This window comes from Dactylosporangium sp. CA-233914, from assembly GCF_050942935.1.
GTDB lineage: Bacteria > Actinomycetota > Actinomycetes > Mycobacteriales > Micromonosporaceae > Dactylosporangium.
Genome location: NZ_CP192030.1, coordinates 1,087,823 through 1,113,639, shown reverse-complemented (window position 1 = coordinate 1,113,639; position 25,817 = coordinate 1,087,823). Strand labels below are relative to the sequence as shown.

Below are 25,817 nucleotides of genomic sequence, written 5' to 3'. Positions count from 1 at the left end.
GCGAGCGTCGGGAGGGCGGAACTCGAGGCACTTAAGGTAGGGGACTCCCTACTATGGTGACCCGGGTTACCGGCCCATCATCCCCTAAGGATCGCTGCCGGTGCCCCGAACCGACAGCTGACGAAGGGAAGAGGACGTGTCGGTTCGAGATGCAAAACTCCGCGCCTCTGTCGTGGCATTGGCCACGACCATGATCCTGGTTGGGTGCGGCGCCAACGGAGGCAACAGCGGGGGCGACCGTGAGCCACAGGCCGGTGGCAAGCTGACGTTCGTCCTCAGTGCAGACGCTGCGGGCTTCGACCCGATCAGCAACGCAGCATCCTTCAGCGGACAGACGTACACGATGATTCGGACCATCCTCGAGCCGCTGGTCGCGCTGGACAGCGACAGCAAATGGCAGCCGTTCCTCGCCAAGAGCATCGGGCCGAACACGGACGCAACCCAGTGGACGATCAAGGTGCGCGACGGGATCACATTCTCCAACGGAGATGCGTTGGATGCGGCGGTGGTGGCCGCCAACCTGAAGGCACAGCTGAAGGCGCCGCTGAACGCCTCGACCTTTGCTGCTGTCAAGTCTGTCGAGGCCACCGATGCAATGACCGTCGTGGTGTCGATGTCGAAGCCCTGGGCGACGTTCCCCTATTACCTGACGGGTTCAGCAGGACTGGTCGTCCCGCTCAGCTCCCTCGAAAACCCGAAGCAGGCGAGCGACGCCCCCATCGGCACGGGCCCCTTCCTGTTCGTCGGCCACGTGGCCGGATCGTCGATGAAGGTGAAGAAGAACCCCAAGTACTGGCGCGCCGACAAGGGACTTCCCTACCTCGACGAGGTCGAGTTTCGGATCGTGCCGGACGGGACGCAGCGCACACTCGCCGTGAGGGCCCATGACGTCGACGGCATGTCGAGCCGGGATCCCCAGGACGTGCTGAGGTTCGGCAAAGACCCGGCGTACACGACGACGCGGGTGAAGGGTATGGCGGTGACGGAGGGACTCTTCTTCCTCAACACCGCCAGTAAGCAGCTCGGCGACGTGGAGCTCAGGCGCGCCCTGGCCCACGCAACCGACCAACAGGCCTTCGTGAAGACGCTGCGCGGCGGATTGACCGAGCCGGCGACCGGCCCGTGGTCGCAGGACACCCCGTGGTACCACAAGACGGATTACCCGACGTTCGACCTCGGCAAGGCGACGGAGGCGGTCAGGCGGTACGAGGCAGCGAACGGGCCGGTGAAGCTGAGCCTGATAACCCTGGCCGATCCGGCTGCGACCCAGAGCGCCCAGTTACTCCAAGACATGTGGGGTAAGGCTGGCGTCGACCTCAAGATCGACCAGGTGGACCAGACCACGTTGGTCCAGCGGCTGCTCACCGGCGACTACGACGTCAGCTCGGCGTACGAGTTCGGTGCGGCAGACCCGGACCTGGAGAGGCGTCTCTTCCACAGCAGTGGTCTCACCCCCCTGGGTCAGATGTCCACGGTGATCACGCGGTTGAAGGACGCCGAGCTCGACGCGGCATTCGACGCCGGCCGTACGACCACCGACACGGATCAGCGCGTGGCCGCGTACGCCACCGTGCAGGAGCGGCTGGCGGACCTGGTCCCGATCATCTGGATCGACCACGCGAACGCCTCGGCCATCATCACCGGCAGCAAGGTGCACGGTGTCGGTGCAGACGTCTTGCCCAGCGGCCAGCAGGAGGCGGGCCCGTACGGCGCACCGTCTCCGTCGCTTTCTTTCGCCAGTGTGTGGGTCGAGCACTGAGGCCGCGACGGTGTTTCATGTCTTGGGGGTGCTGGCGCTGCGTGCAACCCGCTTGCTCGTCGTCCTGGTGGCCGTCAGCTTCGCGTCGCAGCTGCTGATCAATCTGCTGCCGGGTGACCCGACGCTGGCGATTCTCGGTACCGGAGCGACCGAGGAGGCGCGCGCCGAGCTGCGCGAGGCGATGGACCTGGACCAGAACCCGATCCAGCGCTACGTCGAGTGGCTCGGGGGCGCGCTCCGCGGCGACCTCGGAGAGTCGGTCACCAACCGCACCTCGGTGACCGAGACCATCGGGGAGCGGCTGCCATTGACGTTGGAGCTGCTGATCGCGTCCGTTGTGCTCGCGCTGGTGGTGGCGCTCGCCCTGGCGCTGCTCACGGCGGACAAACCGGACGGCCTCCCGGCTCGCGCGAGCTCGGCCGTGAGCCTGGTGTTCCTGTCCAGCCCGACATTCGTGGTCGGGATTGGCTTGGCCGCGGTCGTGGGACTCCAGCTCGGATGGCTGGACATCGGGGGATACACGCCGCCCGAAGACGGGTTGCTCCAACACGTGCGGTCGATCATCCTGCCGGTCCTCACGCTCGCGCTGGGGCAGGTCGCCCTGTACTACCGGATGCTGCATGTCGACCTGAGCGCCACCCTGAAAGAGGACTACATCGTGCTGGCGAGACTGCGCGGTTACGGAAGGTGGCGGGTCCTGGTGCACCATGCGCTGCGGCCTTCGCTCACCTCGTTGCTGACGGTGATCGGACTAAGCCTCGGGGCGTTGATGGGAGGTTCAGTGATCGTGGAAAGCCTGTTCGGACTCCCGGGCGTCGGCCGGCTGCTGGTCGACGCCGGCCTTTCCCGAGACTTCGTGACCCTCCAGGGCGCCGTGCTCGTCATCGCGTTCGCGTACGTCGTGATCAACCTGAGTGTCGACATCATGTACGCGCTCCTGGACCCAAGGATCCGCACATGAGCGAAACGACCGGGCACGCCGCACGGGTGGGAAGGGGCCGAGCCGAGAGGGCCAGGCAACGGGGGCTGCTCTTCTGGTGTTGCGCCGCGTGGCTCGCCCTTGTCGTCGGTCTCGCGGTCTTCGCCGATGTGCTGCCGTTGGCCGACCCGCTGCAGACCCTCGACGGATCGCCTCGGTCCGGACCGTCGAGCAGCAACCTGCTGGGAACCGATGCACTGGGTCGGGACATCCTCGCGCGCGTGGCCCACGGCGCCAGAATCTCGCTCGGAGCAGGTATCGGCGCCACCGTACTTGCCGTACTCCTCGGTGGTCTCCTCGGCACCCTGGCCGGCTACCGTCGCGGGTGGGTCGACACGGTCGCGACCACCGTCGTCGACGCGATGCTGGCCTTCCCCAGCCTGGTCGTGGCGCTCATGGCCGTCACGTTCCTGGGGGGATCATTGACCACGGTGACGCTGGTCCTCGGCGTGCTCAGCGCACCGTCGGCGGCCCGTCTCGTCCGCGGCAGCACAATCGCGATCCGGGAGCGCGAATTCGTGATCTCGAGTCGGGTCCTCGGGGCCACGCCGCTGCGGACGATCCGACGCGACATCGTGCCCAACATCCTCCCCCCGGTGCTCTCGTTCGCGTTCCTCCTGATCGGCGTGACCATCGTGGCCGAGGGAAGCTTGGCGTTTCTGGGCCTCTCGATCCGTCCGCCCATCCCGACCTGGGGCGGGATGATCGAGGAGGGCCGGAGCAGTCTGGACAGCAGCATGTGGGCGACCATGGTGCCCTCGACCGTCATGGTGGTCACGGTGCTCGCCCTGAACTGGCTCCACGACGTGACCCTCATGGACGGCAGTCGGCGGGCGCGTCGTTCCCTACCGGGTCATAGGACGGTGCCCGCGTCCGTCGAGGTCCGACCGGAGCAGGAGTCCGTGCGGCCGGGTGATGACCCCGCATCTGCCGCCCTGTGCCTGCGGGACATGCGCACAATCTTCGACACGCCGAGGGGGCCGCTGCGCGCGGTCGACGGGGTATCGGTGAGCGTGGCTGCGGGCCGCACCCTGGGAATCGTCGGCGAGTCGGGGTCGGGGAAGTCCGTGCTGATCCGATCGTTCTTGCGGATCGGCACGGACAACGCGATCGAGCGAAGCGGCCGGGCGTGGTTCGCCGGCACCGAGGTCACCAGGCTCAGCGACGCCGAGTTCGCCAGCCTGACCAAGGCACGGATCGGGGTCATCTTCCAAGACACCTCGGCGGCCCTGAACCCGGTCCGCACGATCGGTAGCCAGATGCGGGAGCTGCTCCGCTTGCACCTCGGGGTGGATCGACGAACGGCCGACGCCCGTGCCCGGGAACTGCTCGCCAGCGTAAGCCTCACCGACCCTGCCCGCCGGTTGAAGCAGTATCCCCACCAGCTGTCGGGTGGCATGCGTCAGCGGGTCCTGATCGCCATGGCCCTGGTCAGCGACCCAGATCTGCTCCTTGCCGACGAGCCCACCACCGCCCTCGACGTCACCGTCCAGCAGCAGGTGCTGCAACTCCTCCATGACATCCGTGACGCGCGGGGAGCCGCTCTGGTCCTCGTCAGCCACGACCTGCCGCTCATTGCTCACTGGGCTGACGACGTGGTGGTCATGTACCGGGGACGGATAGTCGAGCGCGGCCCGGCGGAGGAGGTGCTGTCGCATCCGCGGATGCCGTACACCCGGGCGCTGCTCGACGCCGTTCCCGATCCCTTCCACCGTGTCGACGAGCTCACCACGATCAACGGGCAGCCTACGCCGCCCGTGGGCGACAGCACCGGCTGCGTGTTCGTCCAGCGCTGCCCGCAGGCCGGCAACCGGTGCCGGGTCGAGCAGCCATCGCTGGTGCGCGCTGCACCGGCGTCCGACCATCTGTACGCGTGCTGGCATCCGCTCGGCGTGAACGTCTCCGATCCGATCACGACCGGCGAGCAAGGAAAGGACTGACATGGCCGGCAGTGGGCGCGAGCACCTGCGCGACGACGTGGTGCTGCGAGTCGAGGGCCTCGACGTACGGCATCGAATCCGGCGCGGCGTATCCCTCCATGCGGTCGCCGACCTGAGCTTCGACATCGGCCGCGGCGAAACCCTGGGGATAGTGGGCGAGTCAGGCTGCGGCAAATCATCGGCAGCGATGGCGGTCATGCAGCTCGCCAAGGGCGCCACGGGGTCGGTGCGCCTCGATGGCGATGAGCTCGTCGGGCAATCGGCCGCGCGGCAGCGACGACACCGGCGAGCGATGCAGCTGGTGTTCCAGAGCCCTCGGTCCGCGCTGAACCCCCGCCGCCGCATTGGCGAGGCGATCGCCGAAGGCATGCGGATCTGGGGCTACCACGACATCGACAACCGGATCGACGCCGTGATGCTCTCGGTCGGCCTCGACCCGGCGCTGCGCGATCGGCTGCCGGCCGAGCTCTCGGGAGGGCAGTGCCAGCGCGTTAGCATCGCGCGTGCGCTCGCGGTCGAGCCCCGGCTGCTGGTCTGCGACGAGCCAGTGTCGGCGCTGGACGTCTCGGTCCAAGCACAAGTCCTCAACCTCCTCAAGCGCCTTCGTCGCGAGCTGGACCTTTCCATGATGTTCATCTCGCACGATCTCGGCGTGGTCAATTTCGTCAGCGATCGGGTCCTCGTCCTGTACCTGGGCAAGACCTGCGAGCTGGTTCCCACGGAGACCCTGTTCTTCCAGCCTCGTCATCCCTACACCCATACGCTGATCTCCGCGCTGCCGTCCGCGGCCAACCGAGGGATCGTGAGCAAGACGGTGCCCAACGCCGAGCCGCAATCACCGATCTCACCTCCGCCCGGCTGCCGCTTCAGCGCCCGGTGCCTACTGGCGACCGATCGATGCCGCGTCGAAGAGCCGAAGCTGCGAAAGGTAGGCGAGAACCACTGGCTCGCCTGCCACAACCCGGTCTGACTCCCAGCGCCTGGTCGAATCCGCAGCGCGAGTCCACCACGGCGTCACCGACTCCGTCCACTTGGCGGTCGTACGGCATTGCCGGCAGACGCCACTGCGCCCGCCGTCCGACCCCAAGGACCGGTCGAACGGCGGGCGTGGATCGCAACGCGCAGGTCGGAGAGCGACTTTCAGGAGCCGGTAATGCTCCTCCAGAACGCGAGCTTGTGCTCCTCGGCATAGTCCACCGGCCCGATGCCGCCAGGACCCGGCGCCAGTGACAGCACCTCGCCGGTTGTGTCGTAACGAGGCCACTCTGGTTGGCCCGCCGCCGTCGGCTTACCCGACCACGCGAAACTCGACCAGTACGCGATCATCGAGTCCGAGAGCTCGCGCTGCGCCGCGGTGAGCTGCGCCTCGAACGCGGGTGCACGGAACAGGTAGCTGATGTCGGAGTTGTGGTAGGCGCCGGACGGCAGGACCTCGGGGAAGGGAAACTCCGGCGGTGGGAACTCATCGGCGAACTCGTAGAAGTACACGCGGTTCTCAGCACCGTAAAGGTCGAGATACTCACGTGTTTTCAATGCCCACATCCGGTCGGTCATCACGCTGGCGAAGGCCACGCGCGCGTTGGGATATTCGGACAAGGGGTACTCCGCCGCGACCTCGTCGGCCAGGTCTCCGAACGCCTGGCTGAGCACGGCCGGGTAGTCGGCGTCCTCGATTCGGTATCCGAGGAGCTCACGGATGGCGACGAAGGTGCGGTGTTCGTCCTTGGTCGCCCCTGCGAGGATCGGGACGTGCGCGAAACGGCCCGCCCGCAGCAGGTCTTCGGGCAGCCCGGGCAGCTCCTGGTTGCCATAGGCGTAGGTCTGGAAGATCGACATCCCTTGCGGATAGGTCAGGAGCTCCTCCACCGACTTCCCGCGCAGGCAGTCGAGCTGGTGTGCCCCGTGGCATCCGAAGGCCGCGGCCATCTGGCTGCCGAGTTCGGTCGCCTCGGCGGTGGGCTTCCAGCCGTAGACCGGCAAGGCACCGAGGAAGGGGTAGATGGCGCCGTCGGGAGCGTCCTGCGTCGGGAAGGCGCTGTGGAGGATCGCTTTGTCGAACAGGCCGCGAGAACGTGGCGACAGCGTGTGGGCAACGGCGGCGGTAGCGCCGAAGGAGACGCCGAACAGCGTCACGTTCCGCGGGTTACCACCGAACGCATCGATGTTGTCGCGCACCCAGCGCAGCGCCGTGCGCTGGTCCTCGAGCCCGATCGTGCCGGAGTCCTTCAGCTCAGGGTGAGCGAAGGCACCGAAGATGCCCATCCGATAGTTGATCGTGACCACGATGACGTCACCCTGCGCAGCCAGGCGTGACGCATCGAATACGTCGCCGGAGCCGATCGTGCCGGCGCCATGGATCCAGACGAGCACCGGTTTCGCCGGGCCGTTGGACCCAACCCGCGGAGTGGTCACATTCAGGAACAGGCAGTCTTCGGTGGTGCTGCCCACCCCTCCGAAGACCGCCGGCAGCTGCGGACAGCTCGCGCCGGGCCTGGTTGCGTCGCGCACGCCGGTCCACGACTCCGGCTTCCTCGCCGGCTTCCACCGCAGCGGCCCCGTCGGCGCAGCGCCGTACGGGATACCCTGGAATAGGCGATGGTCTTCGTGGACTTGGCCGCGCACGAGACCCGCGGTGGTCCGTACCAGCTCCTCCGGACCGCTGGGGCGCGGCCGGGTGGCGCCGGCCGCGAAGGCGGAATGCATCGGGGCGAGGATGGCCAGCACCGCCGCCACCACGCCGAACCCCCGGTAGCCCGTCATCGGTGGTCCTTTCTCGTCGCGCGCTCGACGGCGGCTACCATCTCGTTCCTGCAGAGGTTGATGTCGAGACCCGGCTCGGCGATGGAACGACCGATCACGTCGTCCCGAAGTGCGAGCACGAAGCTGGCCATCGTGGCAGGATCGAACTCCCGGAAGTCACCGCACCGCTGCCCGTCCACGAACAGGGCAGCCAGCCGCTCCCGATCGTCGGAGGCCAGGCCGGACGCCCCTTTTCCAGACGGTGCCGCCGCGAGGATCTGTCGCAGGGCCACCATGTAGGTCGGGCGCTCACCGATGAAGTCGACGCTCGCCGCGCAGAACGACAGCAGGGTCCGCATCGGCGATGACTCGTCCAGACGGGCCATGACGTAGTCGGCGAACGCCGTCCTGACGCGCGTCGCCACGGTCGCGATCAGGTCCGACCGGCCGGCGAAGTGATACGAGATCAGGCTCGTGCTGGAGAGGCCGGCGTGTTTCGCGATCTTGGCGAAGGACGCATTCTCCAAGCCCACCTCCGCGATCACTGCCACGGTCGCGTCGACCATCTGGTCGCGACGCGCCCGCTCGGTGATGGTGGGTCTTCGATTTGGTTGCATGAGCGGATTATAGTATGAGTAAGCTAATCGTCCAGTCCCGGCAGGGGGTTCCATGCGGATCGGCATGACCATCGACTACGCGCGCGGCTTTGCGGAGACCGTCGAGCAGCTGGTCGACTACGAATCCGCCGGGCTCCACATGGTCGCGATACCGGAGGCGTACTCCTTCGACGCCGTGAGCCAGCTCGGGTACGTTGCTGCCAAAACCCGGCACCTGCAGCTGACGTCGTCGATCCTCCAGGTCTACTCGCGGACCCCGACGCTGACCGCGATGACCGCGGCCGGCCTTGACTACGTCTCAGGTGGGCGCTTTACGCTCGGTCTCGGCGCGTCCGGCCCGCAGGTCATCGAGGGTTTCCACGGTGTCCCGTACGACGCACCCCTCGGGCGGACGCGCGAGGTGATCGAGATCTGCCGGGCCGTTTGGCGACGGGAGCGCCTCGTGTACGACGGTAGCCACTACAAGATTCCGTTACCCGCAGACCGCGGGACGGGGCTGGGCAAGCCGCTCAAGCTGATCAATCGCCCACTCCGGGAGCGCATCCCGGTGGCGCTAGCGGCCATCGGCCCTCGCAACGTCGCGCTCGCCGCCGAAATCGCGGAATCGTGGCAGCCGTTGTTCTTTCATCCCGGCCGCAGCGGCCAGGTGTGGGCAGAATCGCTGGCGGCCGGGCACGCACGTCGGTCGCCGGCCCTCGGGCCGCTGGACATCATGGTGCAGGTCGGCTTCGCACTCGGCGAGCCCGAGCCGCGTTGGCTGGATGCGATCCGCGACCAGATCGCGCTCTACATCGGCGGCATGGGCGCCAAGGGCCGCAACTTCTATCACAACCTCGCCTGTCGCTACGGCTACCAGACCGAGGCGGACGAGATCCAATACCTGTATCTTGCCGGCCGGAAGAAGGATGCCGCCCGGGCCGTGCCCGATGAGCTGGTGCGTGCGGTATCCCTGCTCGGCGACGAAGATCAGGTAGCGCGGCAGCTGGCGCAGCTATCGCGTGCCGGCGTCACCACCCTCCTGCTGAGCCCGCTCGCAGCCACACCCGAGCAACGTGTCGCCGACGTCGCCCGCCTGGTTCAGCTCGTGGCTGTCTCCGTACCCCAGCGGCGCCCGTCGTCGTCAGCCACGTGAGTATCGGGGCTGGACGAACATCCACTTCCGACTTCTACCCTCCGGAGTTGAGATGGTTGTGCGGTATTCCCGTGCCGATCACGTCGCATTCCTTACCCTGGACAATGCGCCGACGAACGTGATCGATCATGCGTGGCTGGATGCGTTCGAGGCTGCTCTGGACTCAGCGGAACGCGATGACAGGGTAAAGGTCCTGGTCGTGAGAAGCGCGCAGCAGCGGTTCTTTTGCGGTGGGGCTGACGTCAACATCCTGCACCGCTCGAGCGCGGACGAGAACCTCCGGTTCGTTCGCCGCGTCCAGGAGACGTTCGATCGTCTCGAGTCGGCTGCGATGCTTTGTGTCGCTGTCATTGAGGGTCACGCGACGGGTGGCGGCTACGAACTCGCGCTGGCTTGTGACATTCGCATGGCTGCGGCCGGTACCTATCGGATCGGACTGCCAGAGGCCGTCCTCGGCCTGTTGCCCGCGGGCGGAGGAACGCAGCGGCTCCAACGGCTCGTCGGGACCGGAAGGGCACTCTCACTGATGTGCACCGGAAAGCTTGTCGGGCCGGCCGAGGCGACGCGCCTCGGTCTTGTCGACCTGCTGGCAGAAAGTAGCGACATCGCCACCGAGCTGGACACGCTGACCCGTCCCCTTGCCACGATTCCGGCCGAGGCGCTCGCGGCGATCAAGCGATGCGTCATCGGAGGGCAGGGCCAAGCCTTGGCGGCGGGGCTCGAGATTGAGGCACGTGAGATCTACGCCCTGTTTCACAGCGATGAGACTCGCAGTCGGATCTCAGCTTTCGTCAGCCAGGGCGGCGCTGCCGGCAAAGCGGGGAAATAGGCGGGTGCGGGCGAGCCCAGGCAATCACGGATCCTTCGGCAGGTGACGCTTAGACCGTGTCTTATTTGGGGTGTTTGACGATTTTGCGGTAGCTTGTGGGTGGCGCCGTGCTGGGCGATGCCGCCGCCGATGTCGAGGAACTGGTCGACGCCGGCGGCGATCAGGTGCTGCACCATTCGCCGTAGCAGCGTCCGTCCGGCGTAGGTGTGGTGGCGCAGCGGCGGCCACGCGGCCTCGAGTTCGCCGGCGAGGCGCCTGGATTCGGTGCTGGTGTGGAACCCGCCGTACAGCGCGTCGCACACCTCGGCGGCGGTCGGCACACTGTCGCGCGGATCGTCGGCGACCCACACCTCTGGCCTGGCAGCCGCAGCTCGTGACGGGACATACTGGGTCAGGACCTCGGAGGGCACGTCATCACCGAACCGGGCACGGCTCTGCGCTCGTTTCCACGTCCCGTACTCGCTGGTGTCCAATGTCGACAACGCCACCCCGACAAACTCGGGCCGGCGTCGCCGGTCTTCGTCGGTCCACTGCTCGTCGGGCTGGTTCGTCAGCGCCGCCCGCACGTCGAACGACACGTCGTGCTGCCGCCAGCCGCGGTGCACAATCCCCGCCATCTCCTGCAGCACCGCTGCAGGATCCGCGACCCGGTCGCTCTGGTGCCACGTGCGGGCATCCGCCCGTAACGCGAACCGCAACTGCCTCTGCTCGGTGTAGGCACCGCGAACAGCAGCACCACCAGCGTTGGCGCGACCGGCTTGCTGTAGCGCAGCTGCCACGCCGCCTCCGCGTGGTTCGCCGTGATCTCGGTCAGCCGGTGCACCACCGCCCACCGCAACCGCGTCGCCCCCGCCCGCTCCGCCGCGTCGATCTCCGTGTCCGGCCGGCGGTGAACCTTCCCGCCGAGTTCCGGCGACGGCGGCGCCAGTTCATACGGGCGGCGCGGCCACGGCATCCCCAGCCGCGGCAACGGCTCGGCGATGCGCACATCCCCCGGTCCCGACTGACCAGGTGGAGCCTGACCCGGCCACCCCTCGACGTGGCCAGGCTCGGTCAGGCCAGCCCGAAGCACACCGGGCGCGGCAGCCGATCCAGTCCGGTCCCCGGCGGCTGTGGTCGACGGCCTCTGCGGTGACTGATACATCGTCGCCTCGCGGTAGCCGTCCCGGTCTCGCGGCTGCGGAAAGCCGACGCTGCCGTGCCGCTCGTCGGGGCCTCCATCCGGGCGTCCGGCCTGAAGGAACTCCCCGTGGGCATCGTCTGCCCGGCCTGCGGCCCGGGCCAGTCTCTGCCCGGTTCGCCACCGGCACCGGGCGCCGTGACGGGCTGCAGCCACGCGGTCTGCGCGTCGGCGGCTGCGCTGCCAGTGCACCCCCGTACGCGAATCCGGCCCGTACGGCACGCCGTCCCGGCCCGGAACGTACGGCCGGCAAGCTGTTCGGTCGGCCGCGGGACGGTCCTGTGCCAGTCGACAAGTCCTCCTCAACAGCCCATCGAAGTTCTTGCGGTCGTCGCACCTACGACGACGGCAGCGACAGCGCTGGCGCACGGCGGCTGCGGTTTGCGCAACGCATAGACCACCACGGACAGCACAACCATCAACCCCAGTCTCGGCATCGTCACTGAGCAGCGGCCGAGGCAGGCTGAGCAGATACTCAGCACGTCGGTGTAAGGCGGTTGAGAGGCTGGTGGGCGTGACAGTCGATGCGGTTGAGGAGTTCGAGCGGCACCGTTCGAAGCTGCTCGGGTTGGCCTATCGGATGCTGGGTTCGGTCGAGGAAGCCGAGGATGTCGTCCAGGACACCTTTCTCCGTTGGCGCCAAGCAAGCGCCGTCGAGTCGCCGTGGGCATGGCTGGCGAAAGTGGCAACCAACCTGTGTGTGAACTCGTTGACGTCTGCGCGTGCGCGTCGAGAGAGCTATGTCGGCTGCTGGCTGCCGGAGCCGGTGCTGACCGCGGGCGGTGCCCTGGGCCCGCTGGACAGCGCGGAGCAGAGGGAGTTGGTCTCTCTGGCATTCCTGGTGCTGCTGGAACGGCTCAACCCCGTCGAGCGAGCGGTGTTCGTGCTGCGTGAGGCCTTCGCCTACAGCCATCGGGAGGTGGCCGAGGTCATCGACTCGTCCGAGGCCAACTCGCGGCAGATCTACACTCGCGCTCGCCGGCGCCTGGCCGACGCACGCGACGACGGCTCACATCAGCGGGCGGACCAGGTCCATCGTCGCGACTTGGTGGAGCGGTTCCTGGCTGCCGCGCAACAGGGCGACCTGTCGGCGTTGGAGAAGGTGCTGGCCGAGGACGTGACTGCGTGGGTGGACGGTGGTGGCCGGGTCAGTGCCGCCAGGCGACCCATCTGCGGCCTGTCCCGGGTGGCGCGCTACCTGGTGGGATCGCGGAACATCGCCGGCCAGGGGGTACGGCTGTCGGCCGCGGAGGTGAACGGAGCACCGGGGCTGCTGGCCCTGGCCGGCACGGAACTGGTCGGCGTGCTGGTGCCGGAGACGGCGGACGGCCGGGTCACCGCAATTCGCATCATCGCCAACCCCGACAAACTTCGGTTGTCACATTCCGCGCGCCTGTCCTGTTCTTCATAGGTACCGCGAACGTCGGCCCCGGCGGGAGGCGGTGATCTGACAGCCGCGTGGTCGGAAGGTCCGGCACCGCGCTCTCGGTAAGGGGGTTAGGACCCGTGACGAACCCGATTCTGGTAACGGGCGGTACCGGCCGGCTCGGCCGCGCGCTCGTGCCGCGGCTGCTGTCCGCCGGCCATGCGGTCCGCGTGCTGCATCGCAAGGCGCGATCAGACGAGCAGACCTGCCGCGGTGATCTTCTCAGCGGCGAAGGTCTGGAGGAGGCGGTCGACGGCGTCGGCACGATTGTCCACTGTGCGACCACCAACAGCCGCGCGGACGTCCACGGCACGCGCAACCTTCTCCGGGCGGCGGCGCGAGCCGGGCGTCCGCACCTGATCTACGTGTCCATCGTCGGCGTCGACCGCGTGGACATACCCTACTATCGGGCGAAGCTCGCCTGCGAGCAGCTGGTGGAACGGTCCGGCCTGCCGTGGACGATCCAGCGTACGACCCAGTTTCACGATCTCATCGTCTGGATGTGCACGAGTCAGCGGTGGCTGCCGGTGATCGTGATGCCCAGCGGGGTCAGCTTCCAGCCCGTCGACGCCGGCGAGGTGGCCGCCCGCCTGGCCGACCTGGCTGGCGCGCCGCCGGCCGGCCGGATGCCGGACATGGGCGGGCCCGAGGTGCGTTTCGCAGTCGATCTTGCCCGCGCCTACGCGCGCTCGCGTTCCATCCGCCGGCCCGTGGTGCCGGTGCCGATGCCCGGGGCCGCCATGCGCGGCTACCGGGCGGGGAGACACCTGACTCCCGAGCACACCGACGGCCGGATCACCTTCGACCAGTACCTCACCGCGTGAACGCACGCAACTGGCTCCGCGCGGGCCTGGCCTTCCTCGCGGCGACCCAGTTCGCCGTGGGTGCCTGGGCCTTGGCGTTTCCCCGCTCGTTCTTCGACATCCCCTGGGTGGGGATGCGCATGCCGTACAACGCACACCTGATGATGGACTACGGCGCGATGAGCCTGGCCACGTCGGTGGCGCTGGGCGTGAGCGTTTTCATCGTGCGGCGGAGCATGGCCCGCACCGCGCTCGCCGTGTACCTGGTCTTCGCCGCGCCACACCTGCTGATCCACATCCGGCTGCTGCACCATCTCACCCCCGGCGAGCGGGTGCCGTTGCTGATCGCGCTCACCGCGGCCGTCGTGATCGCACTGGCGCTGCTTCCACTCACCAACCGACTCGACAAGGCCTAGCTATGGGTGGCTCGAGGCCCCCGGCACGTGGGTCGGCTCATGACCGTGGCCATGCGGTGTCATCGTGGCGCCGGCCATCTGAACGAGCTGCTCGGCAGCGGCGGCGGTGTCATAGCGCGGGTCGCGGAGGCGTTCGGCGACGATCGCGTCGATGGCTCCGCCAATGATGACCGCCGTAGTCCGCGCATCGCCGGTCGGCACCCCTCGCGCATCGCGGGCCACGGTGATGATCTCAGCCAGTGGCCGCCAGCGCGCTTCCGGGTCGTGGTCGCCGTCGCCGTGGCCCATCGCCTCGACAATCATGCGGGTGTGCCCAGGATGCTCGCGGAGATGGCCGATCATCGAGCGGATGTAGGCCGCCAGCCCGTCGATCTCCGCCGCGACCCGATCCCAGATCCAGGACCGTCAACGGCGGTCGCGCGTTCGCCACTTGGCGAAGACATCGGCCCAGAGATGCGCCGCTTCTTCGGACAGCGCCCGTCCGGCCGGATACACCGCATACTGTCGGGTGTCGTAGTCGATCCGCTTGAGCAAGGAAATCATCCTCGCGATCGAGGTCCGGCACAGTAACTGACAACGGCGTACCGATCAGGCGGCTCGGCTGGCCATCCCGAGCGCGGGCGGGCCGGCCACGCAGCGTGGCCGCGGTGGCCTCGACGTCCTGATCAATGCCGGACCTGCTCGAAGTGGAACTCGCGGATGAAGCAGTCCCGTGGCTGCCCGACCGCGAACAGTACGCAGTCGACGACCGACCGGGCGGTGAGGTCGCTGTTCGCGTGCCGCGGTCCATCCTGAACGAAGTCCGGCGGAAAGAGGGAAATCACCCGGATGCCTTCCGGCCTGAGCCGATGCGAGAGGATCCCGGCGAGCCCGGCGTGGGCATGCTTGGCAGCGTAGAACGCGGGATGCGCGCCAGAACGGCGGTGCCCGACCGCGCCGCAGGCGGAGATGATGTTGACGATGTCGGGCCGCGGCGAGGTTCGCAGCAGTGGCAGCAGATGTTTGGTCAACAGTATGGTGCCGGTCCCGCCCGCAGCCATCACGCTCTCGATCTGCAGGTCCGAAGCGTCCCCCAGGTCATCACCTTCGATGTAGACGGCACCGTTATTGATCAGCACATCGAGGTGTTCCGTCCGATCGGCCAACGCCGAACCGAACGCGCGCACCGAGTCGGCCTCGCCCAGATCGCAGCGAAATGCCTCCGCATGACCACGCCCGCGCCGACGGATCAGACCGGCGACATGCTCGGCCGCCGCCAGATGCCGGGCTGAGAGGAATACCTGTGCGCCGCGCTCGGCAAACGCTTCTGCCAGCGACCGTCCCGTGTCGCGTCCAGCGCCGGTGACAGCGACGCGTAGCCCGTCAAGATTCATAGCCGGCAGCGAAGCACGTGAACTTGGGTTGAGGTCAACAGCACCGCACCACGACCGGACATCCGCTTTCGCCACGTCAGAGCACTGGCGAGTGCAGCCGGCCCTACGGACGGCGACGATCGCGTTGCGGCGGATGCGTGTACCAAGATCGCGGATCGAGGGATTGTTCGGTCGCAGGCGGTGGCGATGTTCCGGTATACCTTCGCAGCCGATATATTGGTCCGCTGGGAAACCTACTGCGTGAACCCACGTTTGAACCCGACTGCGACCATCCCGCCTGCGCACCGCACCGACGGGCCGCTGGAGCGATCGCTCGGCCGAGTGTTCCGGTGGGCGTCGATCAGCTTCGCGAAGCGTTCGGCTTCCTTCGAGTCGTCAAAGTTCTCCCAATCCCATCGGCCGTTGCGTCCGCCCCCGGTCCGCCATTTCACCCGGTACGTCAGCGACGCGCCTTTCTGCGGCCGAATCTCTGTCTGCGCCATCAACTGGTCCCCCTCTCAGCGGGCGACGGCTCCGCTGAGATCAACACCACCATCACCAGGCGTAGTTTTCTACGGGTCACCGCGTGTGGCCCCACGGTTAGCGGGGACGGCGGCGATCCCATGGGGATCCCATGCGGGGTGTTGGATCAAAGGCCGATGGCCGCCGACCTGTGTATGTGCAGGCCAACGGCCATGCACCACTGGTGGAGTTGAGGGGACTCGAACCCTGCTCCCTCAACTCGAACAACGACCGCCGACACGGGGGGTGTGGGTGGCGAAGCCCCCACTGGGGAGCGAGCGAAGCGAGCGCGAAACCAACTCCACCACGAACGCGAACAGGCACAGCCTGTGAACAGGCTGTGCCCATTGGTGGAGTTGAGGGGACTCGAACCCCTGACCCCCTCGATGCGAACGAGGTGCGCTACCAGACTGCGCCACAACCCCAGCTCGGTGCGTCCTTGCGGACGACCGGCGCTAAGACTAACAGGTCGCCTCCGGGCTTTGCGAATCGGTTAGGGGCGTGTCGACCTTGCGGCTACTGGCCCGAGGCGCGTGTGTCGTACGGGCGGCCGCGGAGCGCGTTGAGGCGGGCGGCCTCGCGTCGGGCGCGGTCGCGTTCGGCCAACTGCTGGGCCAGGGCCTCGCGGCGGGCGGCCGCTCGGCGGAGCTGTTCCCGGCGGACCTGGGCCTGGCGGCGGACGATCCAGGCGGCGTACCTGGCCTCCTCGCGACGGCGGCGGCGGTCGCGCAGGGCTCGGGTGCGCAGGTGGGCCAGGTAGGCGACCAGCAGGGCGCCCGTGACCGCGAAGCTCACCCAGAAGCCGGGGCTGACCAGCATGATCCCGCACAGCTCGGCCATGTTCAGCAGGACGAGCGCGAGGAGCACCCGGCGGCGGCGGTACATGGCGCGCGGGGCGCGGTGGACCCTCCGGCGGGCGCTTGGCGGGACCGGGGTCAGGTTGCGCCGGGGTGGCGGGAGCGGGCCCGGGGCGGAGGAGACGCGCGGGACCAGCAGGCGGGGCGGGTTGACCGGGCGGCGGCCGGGCACGGTGCGGCGGCGTCGGTCCGCGCGGGACAGCACCCGCGCGGTCGACAACGCCCGCTCCGCCACCAGCCGCTCTGTTGCGTCGTATCGGCGCACCAGGGCGGGCGCCAGGGCGAGGAGCCCAGCAGCGGCGAGAACGGCGAGGAGCACCGAGGTCGGCACCCTCACCCCTCCTAATCCAGCCTCGCGCGCCGGTCCCCCCACGCGCGCGAGGCATCCAAGTCTGTGGAAGTTACAACGCGGTAACTCCGACTCAAGACCTTACGTCGCTCGCGGGCGTGTACCACGTCAACACGCAGAAGCAATCGTCCGGACGAGCAAATCCGATATACCCGAAATGTCGGGAAAGTCGCCACGAAGGATCGACCAAGGCGCGCTGGCGGAAGGCGGAACCAGCGAGCGGCGCGCGGGAAACAGCGGCAGCGGAGCTACGCGCTGGGGGTGGTCGCCTTGTGCCAGCGGGCCAGCAGGCCGTCGTCGCCGGCCAGGTCCTCGGTCGTCATCGCGTAGCCGAGGTGGTCGCGCCAGTCGCCGTCGATGTGGAGGTACCGATGATGGTAGGCCTCCTGCCGAAATCCCAGTTTCTCCACGACCCGCCGGCTCGCCGCGTTGTCCGGGCGGATGTTCACCTCGATGCGGTGCAGGCCGCCGACGCTGAAGGCGTGGTCGACGACCAGGGCCAGGGCGGTCGGAATGATCCCCTTGCCGGCGAAACGGGAGTCGATCCAGTATCCCGCGTAGCCGGAGCAGAAGGCCCGCCGCACGATGTTGCCCAGCGTCAACTGCCCGACGAGCCGGCCCTCGTAGCAGACCGCGAACGGCATCGCCGTGCCGTGCCGGGCGGCGCGGCGCAGGTCCGCGTGGACCGCGCGGAAGGCCGCCACGGAGTTGAGGTCGTGCCAGGTGCCATACGGCGTCGGCTCCCACTTGCCCAGCCACTGCTCGTTGGCCCGGCGCACCTCTGACCAGGCGCGCGCGTCGGAGCGCCGATACGGGCGCAGCGTGACCGGACCGTCGGAGAGGATTGCTGGCCATCCTGGCTGACTCATCGCCGCCTATCCAAGAGTATGACGTCCACCGTCGAGCCTGCGGCCGCGCTGATGACCTTCTCCCCCAGGACCATGAGGCCGTTGGCGTCGGCCAGGCCGGAGAGGGTGTACGGGCCACCGGCGAGCGGAGCGACAGTGTACCCGCCGCCGCGGCGCTCCGTGATGTACGCCGGCCGGAACTCGCGCATGCCGGACGGCGAGTTGACCGTCTCCAGCAGGTGGGCGCGCACGCTCGGGCGGAACACCGGGTCAGCCCCGGCGAGCAGTTGGATGACCGGGCGGGCGAGGACCTCGAAGCCGATGAGGGCCGCGCCGGGGTCGCCGGGCAGGCAGACGATCGGCACGCCGTTGGGGCCGCCGACCGTGCCGTAGCCGAGTGAGCTGCACGGATACACGGAAAGGTCCGAGAAGACCACGGTGCGCGACAGGATGCGGCGCACCATGTCGCCGGGGCCGGTGCCGGTGCCGCCGGTGGTGATGATCAGGTCGGCGCGCAGCATCTGGTCGTCGAGCAGGCCGCGCAGGCCCTCCGGGTCGTCGTCGCAGATGCCGACGCGGTACGCGTGCGCGCCCGCCTCCGCCGCGGCCGCGGTGAGGGCGTGGGAGTTGGCGTCGACGACCTGGCCGGGCTGGCTGGCCCGGCCGACGTCGACGAGCTCGTCGCCGGTGGCGATGACGACCACGCGCGGGCTGGGGCGGACCACGACGTGGCCGATGCCGCTCGCGGCCAGCACCGAGACCAGGGGCGGGGTCACGTAGGCGCCGGCCCGGGCCAGGACCGCCCCGGCGGGCAGCTCGTCGCCGGCGCGGCGCACCCCGTGGCCGCGCTTCGTGGGGTGGTACACCTCGACGGCCGCCATGCCCTGGTCGGTCATGCCGGGCGGGATGACGACGTCGGCGGAGACCGGCATCAGGGCGCCGGCCGCGACCGAGAAGCAGGTGCCGGGGGTGAGGCGGACCGGGCGCCAGCTGGAGGCGACCAGATCGCCGACGACGCTCAGCCGGACCGGGCGGCCGGGCTGGGCGTCGGTGACGTCGTCGAAGCGCGCGGCGTAGCCGTCGATGGCGGCGTGGTCGAACGCGGGCACGGGGCCCGGTCCGACCACGTCCTCGGCGAGCACGTTGCCGTGCGCCGCGGTGATCTCCAGGTCCAGCGGGGGCAACGGGCGCAGCCCACGGAGCACGCCGGCAAGGTAGTCGGCGAGGGGGACGCGCGCGTTCGGCCCGACGCCGGCGTCGCGCGCCGCGTCGTGGTGGGAGCCCGTCGCTGGAACCGCTGTCACCCGCGCAGATCCTTCTCCACGAACTCGTTCAGCCACTGGCTGAACGCCGGACCGAGGTCGTCGCGCTTGACCGCGAGCTGGACGACCGTCTGCAAGTACCCCAGCGGCATGCCGGTGTCATACCGGGTGCCCCGGTAGACGATGCCGTGGACCGGGGTGCCCTCCGCCAGCAGCAGCGCCATGGCGTCGGTGAGCTGGATCTCGCCGCCGGCGCCGGGGCCGATGCGGCGGATCGCGGCGAAGAGTTCGGGGGGCAGCACATACCGGCCGACGATGGCCAGGTTGCTCGGCGCCTCCTCGGGCTTGGGCTTCTCGACCAGCGCGGTGACCTTCACCGTCTCGCCGGCCTCGACCTTGAGGTCGCAGGGCTCCACGGCGGCGATGCCGTAGCGGTTGGTCTCCTCGGGGTCCACCTCGATGAACGCCAGCACGATGCCGCCCGTCTGCGCCTGCAGGTCGAGCATGGCCGGCAGGAGGGGCTCCGCCTCGTCGCAGAACTCGTCACCGAGCAGCACCGCGAAGGCTTCGTTGCCGACGTGGGACTCGCCGTAGGACACCGCGTGGCCCAGTCCGAGGGGTTCGGCCTGCCGGCAGGTGTAGATCTCGGCGAGCTCGGCGGGGCGCTTGATCGCCTCCAGCCGCTTGGTGTCGCCCTTCTCGGCGAGGCGGGCCTCGAGATCGGGGCGGCGGTCGAAGTGGTCGACCATCGAGGTCTTGCCGCGGCCGGTCACCAGGAGAATGTCCCTGATGCCAGCGGCGGTGGCCTCCTCGACGATGTACTGGAGCACGGGCCGGTCGACCACCGGCAGCAGCTCCTTGGGGACGGCCTTGGTCGCCGGGAGGAAGCGGGTGGCGAGTCCCGCCGCCGGGATCACGGCTTTGACAGCCCGCTGGCGCGTCGCGGACTGGTGAGGAGTCGTGTCAGGCATGTAGAAAGGCTAGCCGCCGCGGCTCTGTCGCGGTGGTTGCGCCGCCTTCGCCGCGCCGGGCGTCACCTCGGCGCTCGCCTTGGCGCCGCTCGCGCCGCTCGCCAGCCGATACGTGTCGCGACCACCCGCCTTGGCTGCGTAGAGGGCGTCGTCGGCCGCCTCGAGCACCGCCGCGCCGGTCGCCCCGTGGTGGGGATAGACCGCGATGCCGATCGATACAGTGACGGGGATCCGACGCGGCGGCCGGCCGGCGTCGGAGGACACGACGATCACCGGGCTGCGCCGCACGGCCGCGCCCAGCCGCTCGGCGAGCACGGCGGCGCCGCCCGCGTCGGTCTCGGGCAGCAGCGCCACGAACTCCTCGCCGCCCTGGCGGAAGGCGAAGTCGACCTCGCGGATCTCGGCGCGCAGCCGGCGGGCGAACTCGGCCAGCACCGCGTCGCCGGCGGCGTGGCCGTGGGTGTCGTTGACCTCCTTGAAGTGGTCCAGGTCGAGGGCGAGCACGGCCAGGGCCCGGCCGAAGCGGCTGGCCCGCTCGACCTCCCGGCGCAGCGACTCGCGCAGGTAGCGGTAGTTGGACAGGCCGGTCAGCGGGTCGGTGAGGGAGAGCCGCTGGGCCTCCTCGTGCACCCGGACGTTGTCGACGGCGACCGCGGCCTGGCCGGCGAAGGTGCGCAGGGTGACCAGGTCGGCGTCGTCGAACTCGTCGAAGCCGTGCCGGTCGTAGAGGGCGAGCACGCCGCGGGCGGCCGGCGGGCGGTCGGAGTAGCCCTCCAGGCCGGTCGTCGGGCCGGCGGCCGGGGCGGCGATCGGGACAGCGACATATGTCACACAGCGCGGCTCCCCCGCCGCGAGGATCGGCCCGTCGCGGTCGACCCGCCCGCGCCGGGGTTCGCCGGACGCGGCGACGCCGCCGAGCAGCCCCTCCCCCAGCGCCAGCCGCAGGCCGGTCACGTCGAGGCCGGCGAGGCCCTCGCTGACCTGGCCGCACAGCTCGGTGCCGGTCGGGTCGGCCATGACGACCACGCCGGCCTGGGCCCCGGTCGCGGCGGTGGCGGTCTGCAGGATGACCTGGAGGATGCGGTCGAGGTCGTGGGTGCCGGCGAGGGTGTCGCCGAGCACGCCGAGCTGGCCGCGGAGCTGGTCGCGGCTGGCGGTGAGCGCCTGGACGTACCCCTGCATCTCCCGGGTCATCCGGTTGAACGTCTGCCCGAGCCGCCCGACCTCGTCCTGGCTGCGCACCGGAACCCGGGCCCCGAGGTCGCCGTCGGCGACCCGCTCGACGGCCTGGGCGAGCTCGGTGAGCGGCTGGGTGGTGGAGCGGGCCAGCCACCAGGCGACGCTGACGGCGACCAGGCCGGCGCAGACGACGACGGCGACGAGGACGGCGTAGAGGCCCTGGGTGTCGGGCGCGGGGATGCTCAGTGCCAGGGTGAGCGGCTGGCCGGGCTGCGGGTCGAGGCGGCGCACGAGCCGGCCGGCGTCGGTGGTGCCGGTCGCGCCGGGAACCAGGCCGCGGGCGACCTCGATGATGCCGGACTCCTCGGCGCCGGCGGGCGTGCCGGGGGCGAGGGAGCTGATGCGGACCCCGCCGCTGGCGGAGGCGAGCCAGCCGAGCAGGGTGGCGTCGACGGGCTCGACGGCGTAGGCCCGGCCGATGCGCCGCCCGGCCGCGTCGAGCACCTCGACGGAGGCGGAGATCGCGGCGAACGCGGACGTGGTCGGCGCCGCGCAGTCGGCCCACGGGCGGGCCGGGGCGTCGCCCGCGGAGGTGTAGACGCTGCCGTCGGCCCGGGTCACCTCGACCGCGCGGGCCAGGCCCCGCCCGACGGCGGTCTGGGCGGCGTCGGGCCGGTCGGCGAGCAGCGCGGCGGTCTCGGCGGCCAGGCGCAGCCGCTGGCAGGCGACGGCGATGGCGGCGCGCAGGTTGTCGGTGCCGGCGTCGAGCCGCTCGGAGGCGCGCCGGTCGCTCACGGCGGCGACGGCGACCCCCACGAAGACCGCCCCGAGCAGGACGGGGCCCAGGACGACCGCGAGGAAGGCGGCGGTGAGCCGCGCCCGCAGCGTCACGTCCGTCCATCCTCCGCGTCGAAGCACTCCGTCGGTTGGTGCGATGCTGTCACAGATAGGGAGGAATCGAGTGGCGCTATCCGGGGTGTCCCCCAAATCCGAGCTGCGAGCGCACATCCGGTCCGTTCGCCGGGCCATGGGCGCCACCGAGCGGGCGAATGCGGACCGTTCCCTGGCCGACGGCGCGGTGGATCTGCTACGCCGGGCCGCCGCCCGCACCACGGCCGCCTACGTGCCACTGGACGGGGAGCCCGGCGGCGCGGCCCTGGTCCCGGCGCTGGCGGAGGCGGCCGAGCGCCTCCTGCTGCCCGTCCTGCTGGACGACAACGACCTGGACTGGGCGGTGTACGACGGCGCCTTCGCCCCGGGCCGCTTCGGGCTGCGGGAGCCGACCGGCCCGCGGCTGGGCGTCGAGGCGGTCGCGGCGGCGGATCTCGTCCTGCTGCCCGGGCTCGCCGTCTCGGATGACGGGACGCGGCTGGGGCAGGGCGGGGGCTCCTACGACCGGGTCCTCCCCCGGGTCCAGGCCCCCTCGGTCGTTCTGCTCTACCCGGGGGAGTTCCGGGCCGACGTCCCCGCCGAGGCGCACGACCAGCGCGTCTGCGGGGCGCTGATCGCTTATGACAACGGGCACGTCCGCTGGACGAAAGGGTGTCCGATACCGCACCATTGGCACTCGAAGTATCTGAGTGCCAATGATGGAGGCTGAGCAGTGCCTACCTACCAGTACGCCTGCACGGTGTGCGGCCACCAGCTGGAAGCGGTGCAGTCGTTCACCGACGAGTCGCTGACCGAGTGCCCGCAGTGCCAGGGCCGGCTGCGCAAGCAGTTCTCCGCGGTGGGCGTGGTGTTCAAGGGCTCGGGCTTCTACCGCACCGACTCGCGCTCGTCCGGCAAGTCGTCCTCCTCCTCGGCCCCGTCCTCGGACACGAAGACCGAGACCAAGACGGAGACGAAGACGGAGACCAAGTCCGAGTCGAAGCCCGCGGCGAGTTCCTCGACCTCGTCAACCTCGACGTCTTCGTGAAAGAAGCGCCCGGCTCCGCCGGGCGCTTCTTTTTTGGCCAGGTCAGTCCCAGTGCGGTGGCCGGTCGGCGAGCAGGCGGTCGTCGTTGGTCGACGCGCGCTCGCCCCAGCCCGCATCCGTGTCGTCGGTCGTGTGGTCCGGGAGCACGACCAGTTCGTCGGCGAAGTCCTCGAAGCTCACTTCACGCTGCTCATCGGTGGGAGCCCACCCGTTCGTACCTGCCACGGCAGCGAGACTACTCCCGGGAGTTTGCCGGAAAGTGGCCGAATGACGACAGTCGCCTGCGTGGTACACAGGTCACACTCGGCGGCATGACACAGCCCCCCACGCCCGAGCCCACCACCGACGCGCCGGCCGACGAGCAGGAGACCCTCCGCCTCGACCAGCCGGACCCCGACGCGACCCGCCCCATGTCCCTGGCCGAGCTGCGCGAGCTCAGCGGGGACTGAAACCAAGGACACAGGCCTCGCCGGTGGAGGCGCAGTCGGCCGGCGGCGGCTTCTCCGGTTCTCCGGCCGCCCACCGCCGGGTTCACCCCGGCGGTGGGTAATGTCGTTGTCGTGAGCGACGACGCGTACTGGCGGCGGCCCCCCGAGGGCACCGAGGCCGCTCCCCCGCCCGCGCCCGCCGCACCGCAGAGCGCTCCCTACACCGGCGCGCCGCGCAGCACCCCGCCGCCGCACGGCTGGCGCCCGCCCGTGGTCGAGAGCCCCTCGACGCCCCGCGTCCTGCCGAAGCAGGACACCGAGCGCATCGACCGCGAGGAGCAGGCGGCCACGATCCTGACCAAGGGCATGGGCATCTTCGCCGGTGCCGTGCTGGTGGTCCTGCTGCTGATCCTCTGCGGCCGGGTGCTGTTCTGACGGCTCAGAAGCCCTCCCACACCATGTGGGCGCCGGTGTCGCCGGTCTTGAACACGTAGAACGCCGCCGCGATCGCCAGGACGACCGAGAGGCCGGCGGCCACCCAGTGCGCCGCGGCCGGGGCCTTGATCCGCGCGGTACCCCCGGCGGCCACGGGGATCATGAAGGCCATGACCAGCCCGACCACGGTGAGGCCCAGGATCACCCAGAACAGCTTGTCGGCGTATCCCTCGTGGTCGGCGATCAGCGCCTTCATCTGCGGCGACTGGAACGCCCGGTTGCTGGTGAACGACTCGCCCGACTCCTTGGCGAAGAACACCGAGACCGGGGCGGCCACCGCGAACGCCACGAGCGGCCAGCGCACGTGCCGCCGGCTCGCGGGCCAGACCCCGTAGAGCACCGCGACCAGCGCCAGCAGCGGCACCAGCACCACTGCCGCGTGGATGAACAGCGGGTGCGCCGGGATACCTGTGACACGATCGAACACGAAGCCTCCTCGTTGCGAATACGAATCCTCCCCGCGGGTGGCGTACCCGCGGCAGGGGTCAGAAGTTCAAGAGCCCAGAAACATTTGAACGGTTCCAGGCTGCGTGTTCTCATGGAAGATGTGTCGGGTGAAGATCTGCTGCGCGCCCGGGGTCTGCGAGTGACGCGACCCCGGCTGGCCGTGCTGGAGGTCCTCGAGAACTCCCGCGGCCATCTCGATGTCGAGCAGATCGCGGCCCAGGTGCGCCAGCGCCTGGACACGGTCTCGACCCAGGCGGTGTATGACGTGCTCAGCGCCCTGTCGCGGGCCGGGCTGGCCCGGCGGATCGAGCCGGCCGGCAGCCCGGCGCGATACGAGGCGCGGGTCGGCGACAACCACCACCACGTCGTCTGCCGGGGCTGCGGGGAGATCGCCGACGTCGACTGCGCGGTCGGCGACACGCCCTGCCTGGCCCCGTCCCAGGCCCACGGCTTCGTGCTGGATGAGGCGGAGGTCACATTCTGGGGCCTGTGCCCCGCCTGCCAGCTCAAGCACGCCGAAGAAACCCAGTGACCGACGCCGGCCTGTTCGGCCCCGACTCGATCACCTGGCGCGTGCACCGCGAGCCGATCGTCACCGTCGGTGGGCTGCGCAGCCTCTACCTGCAGGCCCTGCACCCGCGCGCGGTCGCGGGCGTCGAGCAGAACAGCCGGTACCGCCAGGACCCCTGGGGCCGCCTGGCACGGACCTCGACGTACGTGACCACCGTGATCTACGGCACCACGGAGGAGGCCGAGCGCGCCGGGAAGCGGGTCCGCGCGATCCATGCCCGGATGACCGCGGTCGACCGGCGCACCGGCGAGCGGTTCCGCATCGACGAGCCCGAACTGCTGCGCTGGGTGCACATCACCGAGGTCGAGTCGTTCCTGACCGCGGCGACCCGGGGCGGGTTGCGCCTGACGCCCGCGGAGGCCGACGAGTACTTCCGGGAGCAGACCCGCACCGCCGCCCTGGTCGGCCTCGACCCGGCGACCGTCCCCGCCTCGGTGGCGCAGGTCGACGCCTACTACTCCTCGATGCGCCCGGCGCTGGAGCTCACCGTGGACTCGGCGGCGACCGGGATCTTCCTGACCCTGCCCCCGCTGCCGTACGGTCTGGGCCTGACCCCGGTGCGCGGGGCCGCCCTCGGCGTCTCGGCCCTGGCGATCGGGATGCTGCCGTCCTGGGCCCGCAAGCTCTACGGGCTGCCGAGCCTGCCCGCGACCGACCTGGTGACCTCGGTCAACGCGCGGGTCGTCGGCGGTCTGCTGCGCACGGTGCCGCTGCAGTGGATCTCCTCGCCCGCCCGCAAGCAGGCCATGAAACGGCTCGGCCTGCGCAACTAAAGCCGCCCGCACCCCGTTCAACCGG

The 25,817-nt window shown here is 69.8% G+C and carries 29 protein-coding genes and 1 tRNA gene; 15 read left to right on the top strand and 15 right to left on the bottom strand.

The features are described 5' to 3' along the window. The first annotated feature begins 136 nt into the window (after positions 1-136). The 4 genes from ACQPY0_RS05160 to ACQPY0_RS05145 are packed head-to-tail and all read left to right on the top strand — an operon-like array spanning position 137 to position 5,648. Positions 137-1,759 carry an ABC transporter substrate-binding protein gene (locus ACQPY0_RS05160; protein WP_432985439.1) on the top strand — a complete coding sequence of 541 codons (1,623 nt, stop codon included), beginning with the start codon at positions 137-139 and terminating at the stop codon, positions 1,757-1,759. Beyond that, the gene (locus ACQPY0_RS05155) at positions 1,659-2,720 is read left to right on the top strand and encodes an ABC transporter permease (RefSeq protein ID WP_432985436.1); all 1,062 of its coding nucleotides are present in this window, start codon (positions 1,659-1,661) and stop codon (positions 2,718-2,720) included. The genes ACQPY0_RS05160 and ACQPY0_RS05155 overlap by 101 nt, the downstream gene beginning before the upstream one ends. Further along, the gene (locus ACQPY0_RS05150) at positions 2,717-4,678 is read left to right on the top strand and encodes a dipeptide/oligopeptide/nickel ABC transporter permease/ATP-binding protein (protein ID WP_432985433.1); all 1,962 of its coding nucleotides are present in this window, start codon (positions 2,717-2,719) and stop codon (positions 4,676-4,678) included. Before ACQPY0_RS05155 ends, ACQPY0_RS05150 begins: the two co-directional genes overlap by 4 nt. 1 nt (position 4,679) lies before the next feature. Then, positions 4,680-5,648 (top strand): oligopeptide/dipeptide ABC transporter ATP-binding protein, encoded by a 969-nt coding sequence (locus ACQPY0_RS05145; protein WP_432985430.1) that lies wholly within the window; start codon positions 4,680-4,682, stop codon positions 5,646-5,648. A gap of 170 nt (positions 5,649-5,818) precedes the next feature. Here the strand turns inward: ACQPY0_RS05145 and ACQPY0_RS05140 are convergent, their stop codons facing one another. Then, a complete protein-coding gene (locus ACQPY0_RS05140; RefSeq protein WP_432985427.1) occupies positions 5,819-7,438 on the bottom strand; it encodes a carboxylesterase/lipase family protein in 1,620 nt (539 codons plus the stop codon). Next, positions 7,435-7,983 (bottom strand): TetR/AcrR family transcriptional regulator, encoded by a 549-nt coding sequence (locus ACQPY0_RS05135; protein ID WP_432985424.1) that lies wholly within the window; start codon positions 7,981-7,983, stop codon positions 7,435-7,437. Before ACQPY0_RS05135 ends, ACQPY0_RS05140 begins: the two co-directional genes overlap by 4 nt. A gap of 115 nt (positions 7,984-8,098) precedes the next feature. Here ACQPY0_RS05135 and ACQPY0_RS05130 point away from each other — a divergent pair, with 115 nt between their 5' ends. Further along, complete coding sequence (locus ACQPY0_RS05130; protein WP_432985421.1) at positions 8,099-9,166, top strand: LLM class F420-dependent oxidoreductase; 1,068 nt, start codon at positions 8,099-8,101, stop codon at positions 9,164-9,166. Between the two features lie 52 nt (positions 9,167-9,218). Continuing rightward, positions 9,219-9,995: an enoyl-CoA hydratase/isomerase family protein gene (locus ACQPY0_RS05125; protein ID WP_432985418.1), complete on the top strand. Its 777-nt coding sequence runs from the start codon at positions 9,219-9,221 to the stop codon at positions 9,993-9,995. On the opposite strand, the gene ACQPY0_RS05120 is transcribed toward ACQPY0_RS05125, so the two are convergent. Further along, positions 9,920-10,624, bottom strand: coding sequence for an SAM-dependent methyltransferase (locus tag ACQPY0_RS05120; protein ID WP_432985415.1), 705 nt, complete (start codon positions 10,622-10,624; stop codon positions 9,920-9,922). The two genes, ACQPY0_RS05125 and ACQPY0_RS05120, sit on opposite strands and share 76 nt — an antisense overlap. Positions 10,625-11,689: 1,065 nt before the next feature. Between ACQPY0_RS05120 and ACQPY0_RS05115 the strand changes: the two genes are divergently transcribed. The 3 genes from ACQPY0_RS05115 to ACQPY0_RS05105 all read left to right on the top strand — a co-directional run bounded on the left by ACQPY0_RS05115 (position 11,690) and on the right by ACQPY0_RS05105 (position 13,820). Further along, the gene (locus ACQPY0_RS05115; protein WP_432985412.1) at positions 11,690-12,586 is read left to right on the top strand and encodes an RNA polymerase sigma-70 factor; all 897 of its coding nucleotides are present in this window, start codon (positions 11,690-11,692) and stop codon (positions 12,584-12,586) included. Positions 12,587-12,735: 149 nt separating this feature from the next. Next, positions 12,736-13,425, top strand: a complete 690-nt coding sequence (locus ACQPY0_RS05110; RefSeq protein WP_432985409.1) for an SDR family oxidoreductase — start codon at positions 12,736-12,738, stop codon at positions 13,423-13,425. Next, positions 13,422-13,820 carry a hypothetical protein gene (locus ACQPY0_RS05105; protein ID WP_432985406.1) on the top strand — a complete coding sequence of 133 codons (399 nt, stop codon included), beginning with the start codon at positions 13,422-13,424 and terminating at the stop codon, positions 13,818-13,820. Before ACQPY0_RS05110 ends, ACQPY0_RS05105 begins: the two co-directional genes overlap by 4 nt. On the opposite strand, the gene ACQPY0_RS05100 is transcribed toward ACQPY0_RS05105, so the two are convergent. The 10 genes from ACQPY0_RS05100 to ACQPY0_RS05055 form a co-directional block, all read right to left on the bottom strand. Next, positions 13,821-14,162, bottom strand: a complete 342-nt coding sequence (locus ACQPY0_RS05100; protein ID WP_432985403.1) for a hypothetical protein — start codon at positions 14,160-14,162, stop codon at positions 13,821-13,823. A 63-nt stretch (positions 14,163-14,225) separates the two neighbouring features. Further along, positions 14,226-14,354 carry a hypothetical protein gene (locus ACQPY0_RS05095; RefSeq protein ID WP_432985400.1) on the bottom strand — a complete coding sequence of 43 codons (129 nt, stop codon included), beginning with the start codon at positions 14,352-14,354 and terminating at the stop codon, positions 14,226-14,228. Between the two features lie 131 nt (positions 14,355-14,485). Continuing rightward, on the bottom strand, positions 14,486-15,193 hold the full coding sequence (locus tag ACQPY0_RS05090) for an SDR family NAD(P)-dependent oxidoreductase (protein ID WP_432985397.1): 708 nt from the start codon (positions 15,191-15,193) through the stop codon (positions 14,486-14,488). 233 nt (positions 15,194-15,426) lie between these two features. Then, positions 15,427-15,675 (bottom strand): hypothetical protein, encoded by a 249-nt coding sequence (locus tag ACQPY0_RS05085; protein WP_432985394.1) that lies wholly within the window; start codon positions 15,673-15,675, stop codon positions 15,427-15,429. 367 nt (positions 15,676-16,042) lie between these two features. Continuing rightward, positions 16,043-16,119 (bottom strand) — tRNA-Ala (locus tag ACQPY0_RS05080). 91 nt (positions 16,120-16,210) lie between these two features. Next, positions 16,211-16,888 (bottom strand): divisome protein SepX/GlpR, encoded by a 678-nt coding sequence (sepX, locus tag ACQPY0_RS05075; RefSeq protein ID WP_432985391.1) that lies wholly within the window; start codon positions 16,886-16,888, stop codon positions 16,211-16,213. 260 nt (positions 16,889-17,148) lie between these two features. Beyond that, the gene (locus tag ACQPY0_RS05070) at positions 17,149-17,769 is read right to left on the bottom strand and encodes a GNAT family N-acetyltransferase (protein WP_432985388.1); all 621 of its coding nucleotides are present in this window, start codon (positions 17,767-17,769) and stop codon (positions 17,149-17,151) included. Further along, a complete protein-coding gene (locus ACQPY0_RS05065; protein WP_432985385.1) occupies positions 17,766-19,052 on the bottom strand; it encodes a molybdopterin molybdotransferase MoeA in 1,287 nt (428 codons plus the stop codon). Before ACQPY0_RS05065 ends, ACQPY0_RS05070 begins: the two co-directional genes overlap by 4 nt. Continuing rightward, positions 19,049-19,981 (bottom strand): UTP--glucose-1-phosphate uridylyltransferase, encoded by a 933-nt coding sequence (locus ACQPY0_RS05060; protein WP_432985382.1) that lies wholly within the window; start codon positions 19,979-19,981, stop codon positions 19,049-19,051. Before ACQPY0_RS05060 ends, ACQPY0_RS05065 begins: the two co-directional genes overlap by 4 nt. Before the next feature lie 9 nt (positions 19,982-19,990). Then, positions 19,991-22,051: a diguanylate cyclase gene (locus ACQPY0_RS05055; protein ID WP_432985379.1), complete on the bottom strand. Its 2,061-nt coding sequence runs from the start codon at positions 22,049-22,051 to the stop codon at positions 19,991-19,993. Positions 22,052-22,136: 85 nt separating this feature from the next. Here ACQPY0_RS05055 and ACQPY0_RS05050 point away from each other — a divergent pair, with 85 nt between their 5' ends. Then, positions 22,137-22,760: a 5-formyltetrahydrofolate cyclo-ligase gene (locus tag ACQPY0_RS05050; protein WP_432985376.1), complete on the top strand. Its 624-nt coding sequence runs from the start codon at positions 22,137-22,139 to the stop codon at positions 22,758-22,760. A 3-nt stretch (positions 22,761-22,763) separates the two neighbouring features. Continuing rightward, the gene (locus ACQPY0_RS05045; RefSeq protein WP_432985374.1) at positions 22,764-23,078 is read left to right on the top strand and encodes an FmdB family zinc ribbon protein; all 315 of its coding nucleotides are present in this window, start codon (positions 22,764-22,766) and stop codon (positions 23,076-23,078) included. Positions 23,079-23,120: 42 nt separating this feature from the next. Here the strand turns inward: ACQPY0_RS05045 and ACQPY0_RS05040 are convergent, their stop codons facing one another. Beyond that, a complete protein-coding gene (locus tag ACQPY0_RS05040) occupies positions 23,121-23,303 on the bottom strand; it encodes a hypothetical protein (protein ID WP_432985371.1) in 183 nt (60 codons plus the stop codon). 86 nt (positions 23,304-23,389) lie between these two features. Between ACQPY0_RS05040 and ACQPY0_RS05035 the strand changes: the two genes are divergently transcribed. Both ACQPY0_RS05035 and ACQPY0_RS05030 read left to right on the top strand, forming a co-directional pair. Beyond that, entirely contained in the window at positions 23,390-23,527 is a 138-nt protein-coding gene (locus ACQPY0_RS05035) for a hypothetical protein (RefSeq protein ID WP_432985368.1), read from the top strand. A 111-nt stretch (positions 23,528-23,638) separates the two neighbouring features. Beyond that, positions 23,639-23,941, top strand: coding sequence for a translation initiation factor 2 (locus tag ACQPY0_RS05030; protein WP_432985365.1), 303 nt, complete (start codon positions 23,639-23,641; stop codon positions 23,939-23,941). 4 nt (positions 23,942-23,945) lie between these two features. Here the strand turns inward: ACQPY0_RS05030 and ACQPY0_RS05025 are convergent, their stop codons facing one another. After that, entirely contained in the window at positions 23,946-24,428 is a 483-nt protein-coding gene (locus ACQPY0_RS05025) for a DUF2231 domain-containing protein (RefSeq protein ID WP_432985362.1), read from the bottom strand. Between the two features lie 120 nt (positions 24,429-24,548). Here ACQPY0_RS05025 and ACQPY0_RS05020 point away from each other — a divergent pair, with 120 nt between their 5' ends. Continuing rightward, entirely contained in the window at positions 24,549-24,980 is a 432-nt protein-coding gene (locus ACQPY0_RS05020) for a Fur family transcriptional regulator (RefSeq protein WP_432985359.1), read from the top strand. Beyond that, on the top strand, positions 24,977-25,792 hold the full coding sequence (locus tag ACQPY0_RS05015; RefSeq protein ID WP_432985356.1) for an oxygenase MpaB family protein: 816 nt from the start codon (positions 24,977-24,979) through the stop codon (positions 25,790-25,792). The genes ACQPY0_RS05020 and ACQPY0_RS05015 overlap by 4 nt, the downstream gene beginning before the upstream one ends. Positions 25,793-25,817 lie beyond the last annotated feature (25 nt).

Coding starts and splice junctions, on each gene's coding strand:
- ACQPY0_RS05150 (WP_432985433.1), top strand. CDS start 2,717: ATGAGCGAAACGACCGGGCACGCCGCACGGGTGGGAAGGGGCCGAGCC.
- ACQPY0_RS05145 (WP_432985430.1), top strand. CDS start 4,680: ATGGCCGGCAGTGGGCGCGAGCACCTGCGCGACGACGTGGTGCTGCGA.
- ACQPY0_RS05140 (WP_432985427.1), bottom strand. CDS start 7,438: ATGACGGGCTACCGGGGGTTCGGCGTGGTGGCGGCGGTGCTGGCCATC.
- ACQPY0_RS05135 (WP_432985424.1), bottom strand. CDS start 7,983: ATGGTCGACGCGACCGTGGCAGTGATCGCGGAGGTGGGCTTGGAGAAT.
- ACQPY0_RS05130 (WP_432985421.1), top strand. CDS start 8,099: ATGACCATCGACTACGCGCGCGGCTTTGCGGAGACCGTCGAGCAGCTG.
- ACQPY0_RS05125 (WP_432985418.1), top strand. CDS start 9,219: ATGGTTGTGCGGTATTCCCGTGCCGATCACGTCGCATTCCTTACCCTG.
- ACQPY0_RS05100 (WP_432985403.1), bottom strand. CDS start 14,162: ATGATCGGCCATCTCCGCGAGCATCCTGGGCACACCCGCATGATTGTC.
- ACQPY0_RS05090 (WP_432985397.1), bottom strand. CDS start 15,193: ATGAATCTTGACGGGCTACGCGTCGCTGTCACCGGCGCTGGACGCGAC.
- ACQPY0_RS05085 (WP_432985394.1), bottom strand. CDS start 15,675: ATGGCGCAGACAGAGATTCGGCCGCAGAAAGGCGCGTCGCTGACGTAC.
- ACQPY0_RS05070 (WP_432985388.1), bottom strand. CDS start 17,769: ATGAGTCAGCCAGGATGGCCAGCAATCCTCTCCGACGGTCCGGTCACG.
- ACQPY0_RS05060 (WP_432985382.1), bottom strand. CDS start 19,981: ATGCCTGACACGACTCCTCACCAGTCCGCGACGCGCCAGCGGGCTGTC.
- ACQPY0_RS05035 (WP_432985368.1), top strand. CDS start 23,390: ATGACACAGCCCCCCACGCCCGAGCCCACCACCGACGCGCCGGCCGAC.